Genomic DNA, 19,410 nt, shown 5'->3' on the forward strand with positions numbered 1-19,410 from the left:
TTAGGTTTGTTTTAGCTTAATAAAATATATACCAATATTGTGATGACGACCAATGTCAGCCCGGCTGGTTTCGCATATTTCCACGGTGTGATATTTACTTCGCCTGTATGTGTAGGCGTGTAAGGATTTTTGTTTTTATAAATAGCCGATACAGCCAGCATTACCAATATGTTCAATACAAATTCAATTCCCCATACATGCACAAAATGTATATCGACCTGGAACACAAAGGAAGTCAGGATATAAAATAACAGGCCAGTGAATATTGCCACTTTTGCGCCTGTTGCCGAAATACTCCTGATAAAAAATCCTCCAATAAGAATAGAGGCGATGGGAATGAAAAATATCCCGTTTAATTGTTGAAGCAACTGGTATAAACCTTCCGGCGCTTTTCCTACCAACGGCGCAGCGACCATTGCAAAGATGGCTATCAATATACTTGTCCACTTGCCAACCTGCACTACTTTTTTCTCACTGGCATTAGGATTGATCTGTCGTTTGTAAACGCCAAGACTGAATAAGGTGGCGGCACTATTTAAGACGGCGTTCAATGTACTCAGCACTGTACCTAATACGACTGCAGCAAAAAACCCGACGAATGAAACAGGCAATACTTTTTTTACAAGGTTAGGATAAATGGTATCCTGCTCATTGTATAAAGAATCCCTGAAGTAGAAATAACCGATCACACCCGGTAATACAATGATGATGGGCATGAGAATCTTAAATACTCCCATCAATAAAAATCCTTTTTGCGCTTCCTTTAAATTGGAAGCCCCCAGGGCTCTTTGAACTATCACCTGGTTCATACACCAGAAATAAATTTGATTGATCACCAAACCAGTGAACAATGTTCCAAAGGGAAGAACGGAATCTTTATCACCGATAGAATTAAATTTTTCAGGTGCAGCATCATATACTTTTTCAAGGCCTTTCACAATATTACTGTCACCAATATTCCACAAGGCAATTACAGGAATCAACAAACCGCCGACGAATAAGCCTACACCATAGATGGCGTCTGAATAAGCAATAGCCTTCAACCCACCGAAAATTGCATACACTGACCCCAGAACACCAATAGCAATGATCAGCCAGATCAATGATTGATTTCTGGAAATGTTCAGCTTATCTGAAACATCAAACAAAGTCTCCATATTTAAAGCTCCCGTATATAGCACCACCGGAAGCAGCGTTATTACAAATGAAACAAGCAACAACAGGTTAACAATGGTATGCGTTGATTTATCAAAGCGCAACTCCAGGTACTGCGGGATCGTCGTCAACCCCATTTTTAAATAACGCGGAACAAAATATAATGCTCCGATGACCAATGCAATGGCCGAGGTCACCTCCCATGCCATCACTACAAAACCATTTTTATAAGAAGAGCCATTCATTCCTACCAGGTGCTCTGTAGAAATATTGGTTAGCAACATTGAAATGGCGATCAGACCAGCACCGAGTGTTCTCCCACCAAGGAAATAACCGGAAGCAGTTTCAAATTTTGAATTTCTCAGTTTGTACCAGGTATAGATTCCAACAAGCAACGTAAAGGCAATAAAACTAAACAGGGATATATTCATTGAAAGGGTTTTGGCTTTTAAAGATGATAGCGTTGTTTTTTCTTATTTTCTTTTAATCTTTCTAAACTTTCTTTTACTGATGCCACCGTTGATATTTCCGCAAGCGGCACTTCCCACCATGCATAGCCATCTACCCTTTGTTCACGATCCGTTTCGATATAGATTACGGTTGTACGATCTGTCTGTTTTGATTTTGCCAGGGCGGCTTTAAATTCATCGATAGTTTGAGTACGCAACACGATAGCACCTAAACTTTCGGCGTTCGTTGCCAGGTCAACGGGAAGAAAACTTCCATCGAGTTGATTTGTTTTCTTGTTCCTGAATTTATATTCTGTGCCAAATCCCTTTGTTCCCAACGAGCCGGATAAGCCACCAATGCTGGCATAGCCATTATTGTTGAGCAAAACAATAGTCAGTTTATAGCCTTCTTGTATGGAGGTAATAATTTCCTGCGCCATCATCAGGTAACTGCCATCACCGACCATGATATAGATTTCACGGGATGGGTCCGCCATCTTTGCACCAAGTCCTCCGGCTATTTCATAACCCATGCAGGAATAACCATATTCCAAATGAAAGCCTTTGCTGTCTTGTGTACGCCAGAGTTTATGCAAGTCACCCGGTAAACTTCCCGCTGCACAAATAAGAATATCTTTCGGCGCTGAATAATTATTGACAGCACCCACCACTTCTCCCTGGCTCACGGGCACTCCATGATTCAAGGAATAAACTTTATCTACAGTCTTATTCCATTCTGCATTGTATTTCTTTACAGCAGTTGAATATTTCTCACTAACCTTATAAGTGCCTAGTAACTTATCCAGTTCTTTTATTGTTTCCCTGGCATCCGCCACAACAGCAATGGCCCCTTGTTTAAAAGAGTCAAATTCTGAAACATTGATATTGATAAACTGAACGGATGGATGATGAAAAGCAGATTGTGAGATGGAAGTGAAGTCGCTGTAACGTGTGCCTATACCAATCACCACATCTGCTTTTTCACAAATGGCAATAGCACCGGGTGTTCCGGTTACACCTGCTGCTCCCAGGTTTTGTGGTTCATCGTAACGCAAAGAACCCTTACCGGCATAAGTTTCTACAACAGGTATCCCGGTCCTGTTCACCATCTTTTTTAATACTGCACAGGCATCACTGTAAATGACACCGCCACCTGCCACAATTACGGGGTTTTTAGCTGCAGAAATAATGGCCGCTGCTTTTTGTAAAACAAACCGATCAGCTCTTGTTCGTTGTATATGCCATACTTTTTTGCGAAATAAATCAACCGGAAAATCAAAGGCTTCAGCCTGCACATCCTGTGGCATCGCTAAAGTGACGGCTCCTGTTTCTGAAGGAGAAGTCAGGATGCGCATTGCTTTTGGTAAAGCTGCAATCAATTGCTCCGGCCGGTTGATACGATCCCAATATTTTGACACCGGCTTGAAGCAATCATTGACAGATATGTCATTGCTATATTGGTACTCCAATTGTTGCAATACAGGATCAACCGAACGGGTAGCAAAAATATCTCCGGGTAGTAATAAGACAGGTATGCGGTTGATGGTGGCCGTTGCAGCACCCGTCACCATATTGGTAGCACCTGGGCCAATGGATGAAGTACATACAAATGCACCCAACCTGTTTTTCACCCGTGCATAAGCGATAGCCGTGTGCACCATTGCCTGTTCATTGCGCGACTGGTAATATTTGAATGATGGATTTTGAAACAGTGCCTGGCCAATACCGCCAACATTGCCGTGGCCGAATATGCCAAAGCAACCGGCAAAGAATTGTTGTTCCACACCATCCCTTTCTACAAATTGGTTTTGCAAAAATTCGATAGTGGCTTGTGCTACGGTTAATCTTTTTGTTTTGTTTGCCATTCTTTTCTTTGCAGTTAAAGAGTAATTGAGTTTTTCATTTCTTCTGTCAACAATCCGCCTCTCGAGTCAACAAATTGCATGAGTTCATCATAGTAAGGCATATCATTGGCGCAGCCGGGTTTTTGCACTACCCAGGCACCGGACGCATTTCCCAACCGGCAGGCTTTATATAAACTCCAGCCCTGCAGGTGGCCGTAAATAAATCCGCTTGCAAAGGCATCACCTGCGCCAAGTACATTTAATATTTCTACGGGGAAACCCGGGACATCCTGTTGCAAGCCATCTTTATGAAAAATCGTGGCGCCTTTAGCCCCTCTTTTTACAATCAACACTTCAGGACCTGATTTTAAAATTTTCTGTATAGCAATATTTATATCACCTGTTATTTCCGGTGCGGAAATCTGTTGATGTTTTATCCTGACCTGGTCGGCGCTTTGCAGAGTAGCAGCCAATATTTCTTCCTCTGTGCCAATGGCAATTTTTACTTTTGGCAACAATGCTCTTACCATCAATCCAAATGAGCGGATATCCTTCCATTGATCAGCTCTGAAATCAATATCGAGCACTACCTCCACATTATTTTCGTTTGCCACTTCAGCAGCATAGAATACAGCGCTGCGGCTCGGTTCAATATTTAAAGCTGTTCCGGATATCTCAAGAATTTTATACTTGCTAATATCTGCTGCCACCACATGATCAATCGTCACCTGGCTATCGGCGGCATTATCCCGGTAATAAACAAGTGGAAACCTATCCGGCGGTTCGATACCTAGCACCACTGCACTTGTCCGGGCATTTGCGATCCGCGGGATCGACTCCGTATTTACTTTTTCTTTTTGTAAAAAATTTAAAATGAAATCGCCGATCTTATCAACGCCCAATGCAGTCAGCAAAGTGGCTTTGGCACCCAGCCTGCTGGCGCCAACAGCTATATTCAATGGCGATCCGCCTACAAAAGCATCGAATCCTTTTATATCAATAAAGTCGGCCCCGATATTCTGTGAATACAGGTCGATGGATGAACGGCCAAAAGTGATCAGATCAAATTGTTTCTCTTGCATATTATTCTTTATTCATTGCTGCTGTTACCATAGGTATTCTTGGATCTTTTCCCTTCCAGGAATGAAAGATCCATTCATGATCAGGATCCGGCGTATTAGCCAATGACTGATCACTACCCGCCAAAAAATTCAGGTAATAACAATTATAACCATGAGCGGCTGCCACGGGGTGATATCCCTTCGGCACCATCACGATATCATTTGTTTTTACCTGCATCAGTTCATTTAAACTATTATCCGATGTATAAACTTGCTGGATAGCGTAGCCTGCTTCTTTATCTATCTTATAGAAATAAAATTCTTCCAGGCAGGCTTCTGTTAAATTCCCTTCAGCATCTGTTTTTCTTTCATCATGTTTATGCGCAGGAAAAGAACTCCAGTTGCCCGAAGGTGTATATACTTCGACAGCCACCAACTGGCTGCTGCCAAAGCCGGGCTCTATCAAACTATTTATCTGTCGGGTAGCATTGTCACCACCACGGATCTCGATAGCTGCTTCCTCGGGTGTTTTAAACCGAGGTGGAAAATCTTTTGTTGCCTTACACCAACCTGCGGCAATATCCAATATATCGGACTCTGCCCTTAAGGAAAATGAAGTGTGTGCCGGCAAATACAAGCTATGTGCAATACCTTCAAAAACACTTTTTCTGCCATTGGTGGTCTGCCATGAACCTTTATTGGTAATAATAGAATAATCCCCACTAAGCAAAATAATCCCGTACTCATTCTCCCCGGTATCTCCCTCCCACACTACATGCTTTTGCATCAGCCGGGCTTCAAAATTCAGGTGTGTCCAACCCGCATCTTCGGCCGTTACTTTTTGATACACGCCAAAGCCTTTCGAAGGGTGACTGACCAGTTTATATTTTTCGCTTTTATGCATTAATTCAAATTGATCGTTGATGATTTGCCTTTTGAACCTAAAATCTCAAATCGCTCTATCATGAACTCTTTATACGCCTTCATATATTCCTTGCCGGGTATAACCGGATCAAATGCTTCCGGCTGTTCATAGAAAAATTTACGATGCACTTTGGCCCAAAGCAGGCGCAGGTCAGTAGCAATATTTACTTTACAAATCCCATAGGCTATTGCTTTCTGCAATTCATCATCAGGAACACCACTTGCATTGGCTGAAAGACGGCCGCCGTACTGGTTTATCGCGGCGATATCATCTATGTTCACTTTGGAACTTCCATGTAATACCAGTGGATATGCAGGTAATTGCTCCTGTATTTTTTGAAGCACATTAAATTGAAGGCCTTGTCCGCCGCTGAATTTATAAGCCCCATGGCTGGTGCCTACTGCTATCGCCAGGCTATCGCAGCCTGTAACTTTTACAAACTCTTTTGCCTGTGCCGGATCAGTGTACTTCGCCTTATTCTCATCTATGCTTAAATCATCTTCTACCCCACTCAGCACACCCAGTTCAGCTTCTACCACAATATTTTTGGAATGAGCTTTTTCTACAACAGCTTTTGTTCGTTTGATATTGGTACTAAAATCATCATGCGATGCATCGATCATCACGGAAGTGTATTGATCATTTATTGCATCATCAATATGTTCTTCGATGCCATGATCTAAATGAACTGCAAAAACTGTTTGAGGATAAATTCTGGCGGCAGCCCCGATCATACCCATCAGCATTTGTGGATGAGCATAGTTTCTGGCTGCAGGTGTTATCTGAACAATGATGGGTGTTGATGTTGCCTGTGCTGCAGAAAAAAGTCCATGCACCTGCTCCATAGTAAACACATTTACCGCTGCAATGGCGTATTTACCATAGCAATGGCTATACAATATGGAAGGTGAAATGGGATTCATTGGCAAGCTGCTTAAGGGGAGGATTTACTCCCATTAAAAATTTAGAAACTTATTTTTACTCGTTCTTTTTATTCAAGAAATCACTCAACTCATTTATTTTATCCGTTCCGATAAAATCCGCTTTCAATTTCATCTGCCAGCTCCACGATAGCTCGGTATCCGGTGCAGCCCAAAATCGAATAGGCTTACCAGCCTGGTGTACGTTATCGATAACAGTTTTTACCGACTTTTCATCTTTCTTAGCCAGGTCATCATTTCCTTTCCACGCTGAAATTTTGTTGAAAGGCAGACTTACCAAAGCCACTCTTTTCCATTCTTCCGGTTCATGCTTACTCTTCAAATCACTGTCAAAAAAAATAAAAGCCGGGTACTCCTTATAATCAGCCGGAAGCGGTCTCTCACCACTGATGATAATCGTGATATAGTTTTCCTGTTCCGGCGTTGACAAATAAGCATTCAATGGTTCCAGTTCTTTGATCAATAACGAAAGACATGTTTTATGATCTTCTTTTATATCAATCAGCAAATTCATTTTTCTCATCTTCTGAGCACTGAACTCCTTTGCAACAGGTTGCAGGTACAACCCTTGCAACGTTCTTTGTGTGTCAATCTCATTTTTACTATGTGCGACAAATAAAGTGCCGTTTACAGGAAACACATCAGCCTCAATAGATCCGAAACCTTTTTCAAACGCCATATAAAAAGGTGACTTTCCCAAATAATCGTTATGTGAATGAGCATTGGATACAGTATAAGTAGCGACCTGCGAAATCGCCACACTAGTAAAACAAGACCATACAACAATAAATGCGATCCTATTCCAATTTTTCATACTGTACCGAACAATTTATTTTATCTGTTTTGTTCTGATCATTCCCGGCAAAAAACTTTACTATTTGCATGCAAGCAGTATTATAGCCTGCATGCAAATAGATTTTTTAGAACTTACTATGAAATAATTTTAATATCCCTCGTTCTGCACTAAATAGCCCGGCAAGTTTGATGCCCCGTCGATCGCTGTTTGAGGAATGGGGAAAATTCTTTTTTTAGGATCAGTATTACTTTTTTCGGTCCACGTGCCCTCATATTTTCCAAAGCGGATCATATCGGTACGACGCTGATGCTCCCAATAAAATTCAAAGCCTCTTTCACGGAATAAAAGATCCAATGACATGGATGTTAATGGCGGTGCAATAATCCTGGCTGTACGTGCAGCTCTCACAATATTTACATCCGCCAATGCTCCCGCAGCGTCATTTGATTTACGAAGTTTTGCTTCAGCCCGCATAAAATACGCATCGGCCAGTCGGAGAATAATAATATCATGTTCGCCAAAGTTTCTTCCGCTCACTGACCCGCGGCTGAATTCATATTTTTCTACACGATAGCCGGTACTGTAATTGCTCCCCGCAACAGTAAAATCTATCAACTCAGTAAACTCAACAGGCAAAGTAGGTTTGCCGCGGGTGTTATTAAACAGCTTACTTACTTTCATTTTTCCATCGGGGCATTTTACAAATGCTCCACTGGCGTCTTTCGTCAAACCATATTGCTGTCCTCTTAAGATGCCGCGATTGATATTGAAATTGGCCGCATCAACACATGAATCAGCTGGATTGGAATAAATGGTAAGATTTTCTTTATAAAAACGCGGATCGGCAACAGCAGGATCTAAAGGAGCATTAGCAGTCACCCAGGTTTGATAAAAATCCGGCGTGATTGCGGGACCATCTGTTCCATTTGCTCCTGTGTAAGCAGGCAGCGGGAACTGGTCACCGGATAAGGAAAAATAGGCCATTCTATTGTGACCATTTAGATCGGCCCGCTGATCAATGGCAAAGATTAATTCCTTGTTTGTATGGTTATTGTCATTGAAGATTGAAAAATATTCAGGCGCTAATGCAAACTGACCTGAATTGATGACCTTATCGCAATACTCGATCACCTTGTCCATATCTTCAGGTTTGAAAGAAGCTGCTCCGTATCTGTCGCGATAAACTGCCGCATTTAAATATAGCCTGGCCAATAAACCCCAGGCGCCAGCTTTTGTCAGCCTGCCGGGACCGGTAGTCGTTTCCAGTTGTGGCTCTACAGCCAATAATTCTGATTTGATATATTCAATAGCCTCTTCACCCCGCAATATGGTTGATGTTTCAGCCGGGCTTTCTTTTTTAAATACCAATCCAAAGAGATCAAGAGTAAGTATTGAATAATAAGCCCTCATCCCTCTGGCTTCTGCCAAAAATAGTTTGGCATTAGGATCTGTATTGGTAGAAAGCGCCGTAATAGCTGTCACAGCCCTTGACAGACCCAGTGTTATATTATTCCACGTATTTCTGACATTTGGATCAGTAGGATTTGTTTCGTGCCGGTGTAGTGATATATAAATACCGTTATCACCCCAATCAGTTCCGCCCCGGTATGGCAGGATTGCTTCGTCAGTAGAAATTTCCTGTAGGGCAAAATATTGAGTATGCTGAAACATTGCAGGCAATACGGCATAGACAGGAGCAATATTACCTTCTGCAATTTGCTTATCTGTAAGACCTGTAACGGAAGATTCATCGAGTATCCGTTCCTCTAATTTTGTACAATTGTATTGAACGGCCACAGATGTAATGAATAAAAGGCCAAATATTTTCTTTTTCATTTTTCTAATTTTTAAAATGAAAGATTTAAACCAAAAATGACGGATCGGGCTTTGGGATAGCTCAAATAATCGATTCCATACGAAGTAACACTGTCAATGTTTCTGTCAGCGTTTACCTCCGGGTCGTACCCATCATAGTCTGTTATCACAAAAAGGTTCTGACCTGTTACTGATAAACGTAGTGTCGATGCCCATTTGTCAATTCCCAGGGCTCTTGTATTGAAGTTATAGCCCAGTGTAAGATTATTCAACCGTAAGTAAGCTCCATTCTTTAGATATCGTGTACTTACTGGTGATGCATTGCTAACAGATTCTCTTGGTTCAGCAATAGCCTCACGGGTAGTATTTACATTTTTGGCCAATCTTACTTTAAGAAAACTTGTATTGGCAGTAAGGTCATAGATCTTATTACCCGACACTCCATTGAAGTTGGCGTTCAGATCAAATCCTTTATACGTTATACCGCCAAAGAAACTATATAACACATTAGGCAGGGCGGTACCAGCGGCCACACGGTCCCTGTCAGTGTCAATACCATCTTTATCCAAATCCAGGTATTTGCTCAGGCTGTCAGGACCTATACCAAGAAACTCCTTGAGATAAAAAGTTCCGATCGGTTCACCATTGATATATCCATTAATGGTGGCGGAGGTAAGCCCGGCACCGGAAGCAGAACCAGAAGCTATAACCGAATAGGGTGAATTTTTCACTTTGTTCTTCATGTATGTGATGTTACCACCAACATTAAAGCCTACGCCATTCTTTGGAGAATGCCTGTACTCAACATCCAACTCCACCCCATTATTAGTAATGGTCATATCCTTCACATTGGTAAAATAGCTGGCAGCTGGTTGCACAGGATCTGTTGGTGGCAAAGACAGCAAAATATTGCTGGAAACTTTATGGAATGCATCGATTGTACCGGATAAAGCGCCATTTAACAACCCGAAATCAAGCCCAATATTCGTTTGCTCTGATGATTCCCATTGCAAATCGGGATTGGCTAATCTTGCATATACAGTTCCGGCGGGATAAGCTCCGGTAGGATAAAGCGGATAACTTAAACTTCCCGAGGTTGATGAAATAAATAAAGCCTGTGTCAATTTTGAAGGAATTTCCTGGTTACCAGTTTTACCCCACCCTGCTCTTAGTTTTAAGTTGGAGAAGGGAGAACTGCCCATGAAATTTTCTTCAGATATTTTCCATCCCAGTGAGAATGAGGGGAAGTATCCGTATTTATTATTTTCACCAAATTTTGAAGAGCCATCTGCACGGAAGTTCACTGTTGCCAGGTATTTATTTGCATACTGGTAAGTCACCCTGCCAAAAAACGATTGCAATTCATTAATCACCGCGTAACCGCCGGGCCTGTTATTTGCCAGGTCTAACAATTGCCCTTGTCCGGGATTGTATTGTGGCTCTACAGGATTGACAGGAAAATTATTGATGCTGTTACTTCTACCCTGTATAAAAATCCGTTGATAAGAATGACCAGCCAGGGCTGATAGATTGTGATCGCTTTTAATCCAGGTATAAGTAAGATAATTTTCTACCAACCTGTTCCTGTTATAATTGTATAAGGTTTCCAACCGTCCCAGTCTTACAGGTACAGTGCTTGGCTTCGATTGAATATCATTGGTTCCATTTGAATTATCTATGCCAAAATTGAGTTTGTACACCAATCCTTTTACTATCCTTAGGGAAGACGAGATACTACCCACCACCCTATTAATAGTGCTCATCTCTTTTTCAAGATCAAACAAGATTATCGGGTTGCTGAAGTTTTGATAAATCGCAGGATTTCCCTGGGCATCATAAGCCGGATAGGTAGGATTATTGGAAATAGCATCGCCGATAATGGTTGAAAAAGGTGGACGATCATTTTTGGTGGTCGTTACACTTAGATTGGCCTCAATAGTCAAACGGTCATCCCAAAATCGTTGAGTAGCGTTGAACCGGCCGTTGTACCTGTCTAACTGGCTGGCCTTAATGATCCCCTGTTGCTTTTGCATACCAAAAGAAGCATAATAAGTCAGTTTGTTTGCCCCACCGCTTAAAGAAAGATTATAGTTTTGTGTAAGCGCTGTTCTGGTAACTTCTTTCTGCCAGTCGGTCGAACCACCTTTATCATCTAAAACACCTCCCAGTTTGGGGACTTCTGCTCTAAATTCATTAGCAGAAAGTACAGGCAAAGCTCTTGCTATTCTTGAAACACCAAGACTAGATGAAAAATTTAGCACTGATGCTCCTGCTTTTCCCTTTTTAGTAGTAATAATGATAACTCCGTTTGCACCTCTTGCACCATAGATTGCAGTGGCTGATGCATCTTTCAACACATCCATTGATTCAATATCCGTTGGATTAAGAAAGTTAAGGGGATCGCCGCGACCTGTCGCTGAATTATCCAGTGGTATTCCATCGACGACAAATAATGGTGTACTGGTTGATCTTACGCTACCAGGACCTCTTATCGTAATTCCCATACCTACACCCGGCTCGCCACTTACAGAGGTAACATTTACACCAGCTACTTTTCCCTGTAATAATTGCTGGGGAGAGTTGATAATCCCTTTATTAAAGGATTCATTTTTTAAAGATTTGACAGAACCTGTCACATCTTTTTTGTTTTGCGTGCCATAACCAACCACTACTACTTCCCCGAGATCGGAAGCACTTGGTTGTAATAACACTTCAATGACATCGCTGTTTCCCACCAGCACTTCTTTGCTGGCATAACCAACATAACTAATCACCAGCACCGAGTTAGCATCTGGAACTGTAATAGAAAAAGCTCCATTTAAGTCGGTTAGTGACACCGTATTGGTTCCTTTAAGCGTAATGCTGGCGCCTGCCAGGAATTTGCCATTGACGGCATCTTTGACCGTACCTCTCACGGTTTGTTCGATAGCAATTTTTTTACGATGGATTTCCCCCGCATAGGCAGGCCGTGAATCCAAAAAACAAAAGCAGGTTAGCAGCGTGACGAAAAATAATGTGAAAGATCGTTGAGCAGTCTGAGTTTTACACATTGGAAGAAGTTTAGTCTTTGGTTATAAATAATATGGCAAGGATAACCAAACCCTTTTACCAGAATGTTAAATGCACTGCCAAATTGCTTTTTTTTGAGAAAATTTTTCCATATTGTCTTAGCTTTATTTACGAAACCGTTTTCGCCAAATAAGGTTTTTTGACTGCTTAACTAACTGCTGACTGCTTGCCCATGAAGAATATTAATATTAAAGAACTTGCGAGTGAATTGAAACTTTCTGTGTCAACGATCTCAAAAGCGCTGCATGATAGCTATGAAATTAGCGACGAGACCAAACAACGTGTACTCGAAACAGCCTCCCGGCTTAACTATGTTCCTAACCCTTATGCCAGCAGCCTGCGTGGCAGAAGAAGCAAGAATATCGCCCTTGTAATTCCTGAAGTAGCCGATAGTTTTTTCTCCTTAGCCATTAATGGCATAGAGTCCATTGCGAAAGAAAAGGGCTATCACGTGCTGATTTGCTTAACGCATGAAGATTTTGAAAACGAAAAAATGATCTTAAAGGAATTTCAGTATGGCCGGGTGGATGGGGTGCTGATGTCTGTGTCGAGCGAAACAATCCAAAACGATCATATCAACGACCTGATCTCAAAAGGCGTTCCCCTGATCTTTTTTGACAGGGTATGTGAAGATGTAGCAACAGCCAGGATCACTACCGATGATTTTGAAAGCGGGTTTAAAGCAACAGAACATTTAATCGAACAAGGCTGTAGTAAAATCGCATTCATGGGAATTTCAAGAAGCCTGTCAATCAGCAACGCACGACTGAAAGGCTACCTGCATGCACTTGAAAAATACAACCTGCCTGCCGATGAGAAACACATCCTTCTTTGCAGCAATGATACCCGGGCCAATTACGAGTTGACAAAACAATTAATGAAAAAGAAAAGCCGGCCCGACGGTCTTGTGGCATCGGTAGAAAAACTAACAACACCTGTGTACCAGGTTTGCAGCGAATTAAAAATAGCAATCCCGAAAGAGCTGAAAGTAATATGCTTTTCCAACCTTGAAACAGCTGCCATTTTAAATCCATCATTGACCACCATTACACAACCGGCTTTTGAGATGGGAAGACAAGCCGCATCGCTATTATTTAAATCACTGGAAAAACCCAATTTTAATTTAAAGCAGGAAAATGTCGTGCTACCATCCGTACTGGTGGTAAGAGACTCAACTAAAAACTAATTGGAAAAAGTACTGGCTTTATTTTTCAGCCATAGCAACATTGCTTTCAAGCAGGATGGTGTTCAGAATCTTCGTCGACTCTTCTTCGGTATTCACCAGGTCATAGAGTGTCACCTTTTCAAGTAATTTATCAACGGTAAACTGTATCATTTGCCAAAGGGAACGGGAGGAGCAGTCAACTGAATTTGTACAGAGTTTGACTGTGCCGGCATGCAGGCCACAAAAATCTTTATCGAAAAGGGAACCACTCAGGGCTTTTATCACCTCCTTAATATTTATTTCTTTCGCTGCTTTAGCTAAAATATAGCCGCCCTTATAACCAGGCGTACTATTAATAAAGCCCTGCAAACGGAGAATCCTGGTCAACTTGGCAATATAATGACTGCTCAGGCCCTCAGCTTCGCTTAGCTGGGGGATGCTCATTCCTTCTTTAGTGGGACATTTTGCAATCCTCACTAAAATGCGCAAACCGTATTCTTCCTGTGCGGTGATCTTCATAATTTTTTACTCCTATTACATCCAGCCCAACTCCAGTTGAGCAGTTTCTGACATCATCGTTTTATTCCACGGCGGATCCCAGGTAACCACCACATGTACATCATTGACTCCTTCTATTTGTCTTACCTTCTGATCCACTTCTACCGGCAAGGATTGTGCGGCCGGACAACCCGGTGCTGTCAGCGTCATGGTGACCTGCACATTGTTGATCGGCAAAATATCAATGCGATAGATCAGGCCCAGTTCGTAAATACTGACGGGTATTTCCGGATCGTAAATTGTTTGCAAACACGCAACCACCTGGTCTCTCAATGTTTCTTCGTTCATCATCCCGCATTTTTAAGTTTATAAGCCAATGCGTAGTTCTTAATCTGCTTCACCATGGCCAGCAACCCATTTGACCGGGTTTGTGCGAGGTGTGACATCATCCCTATTTCTTTAATAAAATCCAATCTCGCATTTACAATATCATCGGGTGTTTGACCTGATAACACACGGATCAATAAACTGATCAAACCTTTCACAATAACAGCATCACTTTCCGCTTCATAAAACATTTTTCCATCCCTGTAATCTGCTACCAGCCACACAGTGGATTGGCAGCCTCTTACTTTATTCTCATCCTTTTTATATTGATCTTCCAGTGGCGGAAGCCTTTTTCCCAGGTCAATGATATATTCATATTTGTCATCCCAGTTGTCAAACAAGGAAAACTCTTCTATGATCTCCTTTTCTATTTCTTCTATCGTTTGATACTCAATCATTATCAGGATAGCATTTTGATAGCCTTATTAAGCCCGGTTATCAACTCATCAATTTCTTCCTTTGTATTGTACATCGCAAAAGAAGCTCTTGTCGTGCCGGGAATACAGAAATGATCCATCAAGGGCTGTGCACAATGATGACCTGTGCGAACGGCGACACCGCGGTTATCTAACAAAATTCCAAGATCCTGCGGATGCACTTTATCTACCACAAAAGATATAACACTGATCTTTTGCTTTGCCTGGCCTATAATTTTTACTCCCGGTATTTCTTCCAACTGCGCCGTTGCATAAGCTAATAATTCATTCTCGTGCTGGCGGATCTTTTCTTTGCCCGTGTGCTTTGTAAAATCAAGTGCTGCTTTGAAAGCTACGGTATCAGCTATGTTGGGAGTGCCCGCTTCATATTTATAAGGCAGGTCATTGTATGTGATCCTGTCAAAATAAACTTCTTTGATCATTTCACCCCCACCCTGGTAAACCGGCATGGACTCGAGCAAATGTTTTTTGCCATACAATACACCGACACCAGTTGGACCATACACTTTATGGGACGAAAAAGCAAAGAAATCACAATCCATTTCCTGCACATCAATATCCAAATGCACGCTGGATTGTGCGCCATCTACCATCACCACCGCGCCAGCCTCGTGTGCTTTATCAATAATCGTCTTTACAGGATTAATTGTTCCCAGCGCATTCGATACATGCACAATGGAAACTAATTTTGTTTTCTCGCTGATCAATTTGTGAAACTCATCCAGTAATAACTCACCATTCTCATTGATGGGAATGACTTTTAATACAGCTCCTTTTTCCTGGCAGAGAACATACCACGGAACAATATTGGAGTGGTGTTCCATATTCGATACGATGATCTCATCACCCTGTCGAATATTTTGCCGGCCCCATGTTTGTGCCACCAGGTTGATGCCTTCCGTGGTTCCTCCTGTGAAAATGATCTCCTCACGGGATGGAGCATTGATAAATTCTTTTACCGTATCTCTTGTAGCTTCAAAGGCCGCGGTAGCTTCTTCAGCCAACGTGTGAATGCCCCGATGAATATTGGCGTTGTAGCTGCTATAATAGTCAACCAATGCATCAATAACAGCCTGTGGTTTTTGGGTAGTAGCCGCATTATCAAAATATACCAATGGCTTACCTTTCACCTCCCGGCTTAATGCTGGAAAATGGCGGCGAATCGCCTGTACATCGAGGGTATCCTTTATGGTTATAGTTTCAATCATGTTAAATCAAAATCAAATTCAAGTCTATCGGAGATAAGCTGATCGACATAATCCCGGATCGGCTCCAGTTTGATGTGTTCGAGTATGTCGATAGCAAATGCATGTACCAATAATGATTTGGCGGCTTTCTCACTAATGCCTCTTGAACGGAGATAAAACAAACCCTCTTCATCAAGCTGGCCAATGGTACAACCGTGAGAGCATTTTACATCATCAGCAAAGATCTCCAGCTGCGGCTTGGTGTTGACCGAAGCTGAATCCGATAACAAAATATTTTTATTGGATTGAAAGGCATTTGTTTTTTGCGCCAAAGGCTCTACAAAAATCTTTCCATTAAAAACAGCTGTGGCGCTGTCGTCGATGATGCCTTTGTATAATTCATTGCTCAGGCAATGAGGTTGTATATTATCAACGACCGTGTGATTGTCAACATGCGTTTTACCTTTCAAAAAATACAAACCATACAAATGTGCTTCATTGTATTCTGCTTCAAGCGACACGTTCATATTGTTCCGGACAATGCCACCATTCAGGGAAATAGTAACGGCATTCACTACGCTCTTTCCAACCTGCCTGAAATGAGTAGTGCTAACCTGGCTGCTGTTTACACCATCGTTTTGAATCTTATAATATTCAACGAGGGCATTTTTTTCCACCACCAATTCCATTACCTGGTTGGTAAAGCTTTCAGACTGACCAATTGTTGAATAGCTTTCTACAAATTTCACCTGTGCGTTTTCCCCGATATAAACCAAGCTCCTGGGTTGTGCCAACGTATTAACCGAACGTGCATCTGAGATATTATAGATATAAACCGGATGCTCAATAACCACAGACTTTTTTACAAAAAGAAAAACACCTTCCTGTAAAAAAGCGGTATTCAATGCATGAATACCATCTTTCAGGTATTTATTGCTTTTACCGAGGTTCTGTACAACAATGTCTTTATAGTCGTTCGCCTCCGCAGCCTCTTTCAAAGGCAACACTACCAATCCGGACGAACGTACTATTGAAAGCGATGGGGAATAAAGGCCATTTACAAATACTAACTCATTTGCTTCCTCATGACCTGGCAAGCGAATGCCAGCCATTTCTTCTTTCGAGAAGGTAACCGGCGCCTGCACCAATGCATAATCCTTATTGAATAAACTACTGATGCGGGTATATTTCCACTCTTCGTGCTTAGCAGTAGGCACACCCAACTTAGTGAACGTATCGAAAGCTTTTTGTTCAATGCTTGTCAATACGCTGTCGCCATTTTTTGCCTGCAACTGCTGATATTGTTCTTTTATAGTGTCGATCATTTTCTTACTTGTTTAAGCCTCAGGCCTCCTGTTTTTCGTTCGCCTCATTTTTAATGAAATCATATCCTCTTTCTTCCAGCTCAAATGCCAATTCCTTTGTTCCTGATTTTACGATACGACCGTTATACAATACATGCACAAAATCCGGAACGATATAATCCAGCAAACGCTGGTAGTGTGTAACCACCAACACCGCATTGTCTTTACTTCTTAATTTATTTACACCATTAGCCACGATACGAATCGCATCGATATCCAACCCTGAGTCTGTTTCGTCAAGGATCGCCAGTTTCGGTTGCAACATGGCCATCTGGAAAATTTCATTTCTTTTTTTCTCACCACCTGAAAAACCTTCGTTCAGTGAGCGGCTTAACAATGATTGACCGATTTCCATTAAAGCCATTTTCTCTTTCATCATTTTCAAGAATTGCACGGCATCCAATGGCTCTTCACCACGGTATTTGCGCACTTCATTCACAGCGGTCTTTATAAAGTTGGTGGTAGTCAAACCTGGAATTTCAACCGGATACTGGAAAGCGAGGAAAATTCCTTCACCCGCTCTTTCTTCCGGCGAAAGATCCAGCAGATCTTTTCCTAAAAACTCAACCGAGCCTTTTGTTACTTCGTAATCTTCACGTCCTGCTAATACAGAGGCTAAAGTGCTTTTACCCGAACCATTAGGTCCCATGATCGCATGCACTTCACCGGGGTTTATGGTTAAATTGATACCTTTTAAAATTTCCCGCTCCTCGATCCCAGCATGTAAATTCTGAATAGTCAGCATTATCTTACTTATTTGATGATTGATTATGAATTATAGTTATCCAACACTTCCTTCCAGGCTAATTGCTAAAAGCTTTTGTGCTTCTATTGCAAATTCCATTGGCAGGTGATTCATTACTTCTTTTGCAAAACCATTAACGATCAGGGCTACCGCAGTTTCGGTGTCGATACCCCGCTGGTTGCAATAAAATATCTGGTCTTCACCGATCTTGGAGGTAGTGGCTTCATGCTCAACTACAGCCGTTTTATTTTTTACCTCGATATACGGGAACGTATGTGCACCACATTTATCGCCGAGAAGTAAAGAGTCGCATTGTGAAAAGTTCCTGGCATTGCTGGCATTTTTGCTCACATGTACCAGGCCACGATAACTATTATTACTAACACCGGCAGAGATACCTTTTGATACAATACGGCTCTTGGTATTCTTCCCAAGGTGTTGCATTTTGGTACCGGTATCAGCCTGTTGATGATTATTGGTAACGGCTACTGAATAAAATTCGCCGATCGAATTGTCGCCTTTTAAGATCACACTGGGATACTTCCAGGTAATGGCCGAACCAGTTTCTACCTGTGTCCAGGAGATTTTGGAGTTCTTACCCTGGCAAATACCTCTTTTAGTTACGAAGTTGTAAATACCACCCTTGCCTTCCTTATCACCGGGATACCAGTTTTGCACTGTAGAGTATTTGATCTCGGCATTATCCATCGCTATCAGCTCTACTACTGCGGCATGCAACTGGTTTTCGTCCCTCATCGGGGCCGTACAACCTTCCAGGTAGCTCACATAACTTCCCTCCTCGGCCACGATCAATGTTCTCTCGAATTGTCCCGTGTTTTCGGCATTGATCCGGAAATAGGTTGACAATTCCATGGGGCAACGTACACCTTTGGGTATATAGCAGAACGAACCATCACTAAAGACAGCAGAGTTAAGGGCTGAAAAATAGTTGTCAGTAATGGGAACTACTGAGCTCAAATATTTCTTCACTAATTCCGGGTGCTCCTGGATGGCATCACTGATCGAACAAAAGATAATCCCCAATTCGCCAAGCTGTTCTTTAAATGAAGTACCAATTGATACACTGTCAATTACAGCATCAACCGCCACACCGGAAAGCCTTTTTTGCTCGTCCAGGGAAATACCCAGCTTTTCAAAAGTTCGCCTCAGCTCCGGGTCGATCTCGTCCAAACTGTTCGGCTTTATTTTTTGCTTGGGAGCTGAATAGTAAATAATGTCCTGGTAGTCGATGGGCTCGTACTTGATGTTGGCCCACTTAGGTTCTTCCATCTTCAGCCACTGCCGGTAGGCTTTTAACCGCCAGTCCAGCATCCATTGTGGTTCATTTTTTTTGGCAGAAATAAAACGAACGATGTCTTCGCTAAGTCCCTTTGGCGCTTCATCTGCTTCTAAATCAGACACAAAGCCATACTTATAATCGCTTAAAACGGTCCTTTCGATCGTGGTCCGGTCATCGTCCATCACACTCACCTCTTTTAGTTGATCTATTTCGGGTTTCATATTTTGCAAAGATACCAAATGAATTTCTACAAAAAGGTATAAATAATGTTA

General features: G+C 42.0%; 16 protein-coding genes. 1 reads left to right on the forward strand and 15 read right to left on the reverse strand.

All coding sequences use genetic code 11. The annotated features are described in order from the left end of the window. Positions 1-11: 11 nt before the first annotated feature. The 8 genes from P2W73_RS14645 to P2W73_RS14680 all read right to left on the reverse strand — a co-directional run bounded on the left by P2W73_RS14645 (position 12) and on the right by P2W73_RS14680 (position 11,964). On the reverse strand, positions 12-1,586 hold the full coding sequence (locus tag P2W73_RS14645; protein ID WP_276502811.1) for a solute:sodium symporter family transporter: 1,575 nt from the start codon (positions 1,584-1,586) through the stop codon (positions 12-14). Positions 1,587-1,603: 17 nt separating this feature from the next. Next, entirely contained in the window at positions 1,604-3,469 is a 1,866-nt protein-coding gene (gene iolD / locus P2W73_RS14650; RefSeq protein WP_276502812.1) for a 3D-(3,5/4)-trihydroxycyclohexane-1,2-dione acylhydrolase (decyclizing), read from the reverse strand. A 14-nt stretch (positions 3,470-3,483) separates the two neighbouring features. Continuing rightward, positions 3,484-4,530: a 5-dehydro-2-deoxygluconokinase gene (gene iolC, locus P2W73_RS14655; RefSeq protein ID WP_276502813.1), complete on the reverse strand. Its 1,047-nt coding sequence runs from the start codon at positions 4,528-4,530 to the stop codon at positions 3,484-3,486. A gap of 1 nt (position 4,531) precedes the next feature. Then, on the reverse strand, positions 4,532-5,413 hold the full coding sequence (gene iolB / locus P2W73_RS14660; protein ID WP_276502814.1) for a 5-deoxy-glucuronate isomerase: 882 nt from the start codon (positions 5,411-5,413) through the stop codon (positions 4,532-4,534). Then, positions 5,413-6,357 (reverse strand): class II fructose-bisphosphate aldolase, encoded by a 945-nt coding sequence (locus tag P2W73_RS14665; protein WP_276502815.1) that lies wholly within the window; start codon positions 6,355-6,357, stop codon positions 5,413-5,415. Before P2W73_RS14665 ends, iolB begins: the two co-directional genes overlap by 1 nt. 55 nt (positions 6,358-6,412) lie before the next feature. Beyond that, positions 6,413-7,189 (reverse strand): PI-PLC domain-containing protein, encoded by a 777-nt coding sequence (locus P2W73_RS14670; protein WP_276502816.1) that lies wholly within the window; start codon positions 7,187-7,189, stop codon positions 6,413-6,415. A gap of 129 nt (positions 7,190-7,318) precedes the next feature. Beyond that, positions 7,319-9,007: a RagB/SusD family nutrient uptake outer membrane protein gene (locus P2W73_RS14675; protein ID WP_276502817.1), complete on the reverse strand. Its 1,689-nt coding sequence runs from the start codon at positions 9,005-9,007 to the stop codon at positions 7,319-7,321. 11 nt (positions 9,008-9,018) lie between these two features. Beyond that, entirely contained in the window at positions 9,019-11,964 is a 2,946-nt protein-coding gene (locus P2W73_RS14680) for a SusC/RagA family TonB-linked outer membrane protein (protein WP_276502818.1), read from the reverse strand. 263 nt (positions 11,965-12,227) lie between these two features. On the opposite strand from P2W73_RS14680, the gene P2W73_RS14685 reads away from it, so the two are divergent. Next, positions 12,228-13,241: a LacI family DNA-binding transcriptional regulator gene (locus P2W73_RS14685; RefSeq protein ID WP_276502819.1), complete on the forward strand. Its 1,014-nt coding sequence runs from the start codon at positions 12,228-12,230 to the stop codon at positions 13,239-13,241. Positions 13,242-13,259: 18 nt separating this feature from the next. Here P2W73_RS14685 and P2W73_RS14690 read toward each other — a convergent pair whose 3' ends face one another. Genes P2W73_RS14690 through sufB form a run of 7 tightly spaced genes read right to left on the reverse strand, consistent with a single transcriptional unit; the run spans position 13,260 to position 19,359 of the window. Next, the gene (locus P2W73_RS14690) at positions 13,260-13,739 is read right to left on the reverse strand and encodes an RrF2 family transcriptional regulator (protein ID WP_276502820.1); all 480 of its coding nucleotides are present in this window, start codon (positions 13,737-13,739) and stop codon (positions 13,260-13,262) included. A 15-nt stretch (positions 13,740-13,754) separates the two neighbouring features. Continuing rightward, positions 13,755-14,069 carry a DUF59 domain-containing protein gene (locus tag P2W73_RS14695; protein ID WP_276502821.1) on the reverse strand — a complete coding sequence of 105 codons (315 nt, stop codon included), beginning with the start codon at positions 14,067-14,069 and terminating at the stop codon, positions 13,755-13,757. Continuing rightward, positions 14,066-14,503: a SufE family protein gene (locus P2W73_RS14700; RefSeq protein ID WP_276502822.1), complete on the reverse strand. Its 438-nt coding sequence runs from the start codon at positions 14,501-14,503 to the stop codon at positions 14,066-14,068. Before P2W73_RS14700 ends, P2W73_RS14695 begins: the two co-directional genes overlap by 4 nt. A 2-nt stretch (positions 14,504-14,505) precedes the next feature. Next, positions 14,506-15,750, reverse strand: a complete 1,245-nt coding sequence (locus P2W73_RS14705; protein ID WP_276502823.1) for a cysteine desulfurase — start codon at positions 15,748-15,750, stop codon at positions 14,506-14,508. Then, positions 15,747-17,054, reverse strand: a complete 1,308-nt coding sequence (gene sufD / locus P2W73_RS14710; protein WP_276502824.1) for a Fe-S cluster assembly protein SufD — start codon at positions 17,052-17,054, stop codon at positions 15,747-15,749. The genes P2W73_RS14705 and sufD overlap by 4 nt, the downstream gene beginning before the upstream one ends. Positions 17,055-17,073: 19 nt before the next feature. Continuing rightward, the gene (sufC, locus tag P2W73_RS14715) at positions 17,074-17,838 is read right to left on the reverse strand and encodes a Fe-S cluster assembly ATPase SufC (protein WP_276502825.1); all 765 of its coding nucleotides are present in this window, start codon (positions 17,836-17,838) and stop codon (positions 17,074-17,076) included. Positions 17,839-17,874: 36 nt separating this feature from the next. Next, a complete protein-coding gene (gene sufB / locus P2W73_RS14720; RefSeq protein WP_276502826.1) occupies positions 17,875-19,359 on the reverse strand; it encodes a Fe-S cluster assembly protein SufB in 1,485 nt (494 codons plus the stop codon). Positions 19,360-19,410: the final 51 nt, after the last annotated feature.

The sequence above is a fragment of the Terrimonas pollutisoli genome, from assembly GCF_029360765.1.
GTDB classification, from domain to species: domain Bacteria; phylum Bacteroidota; class Bacteroidia; order Chitinophagales; family Chitinophagaceae; genus Terrimonas_B; species Terrimonas_B pollutisoli.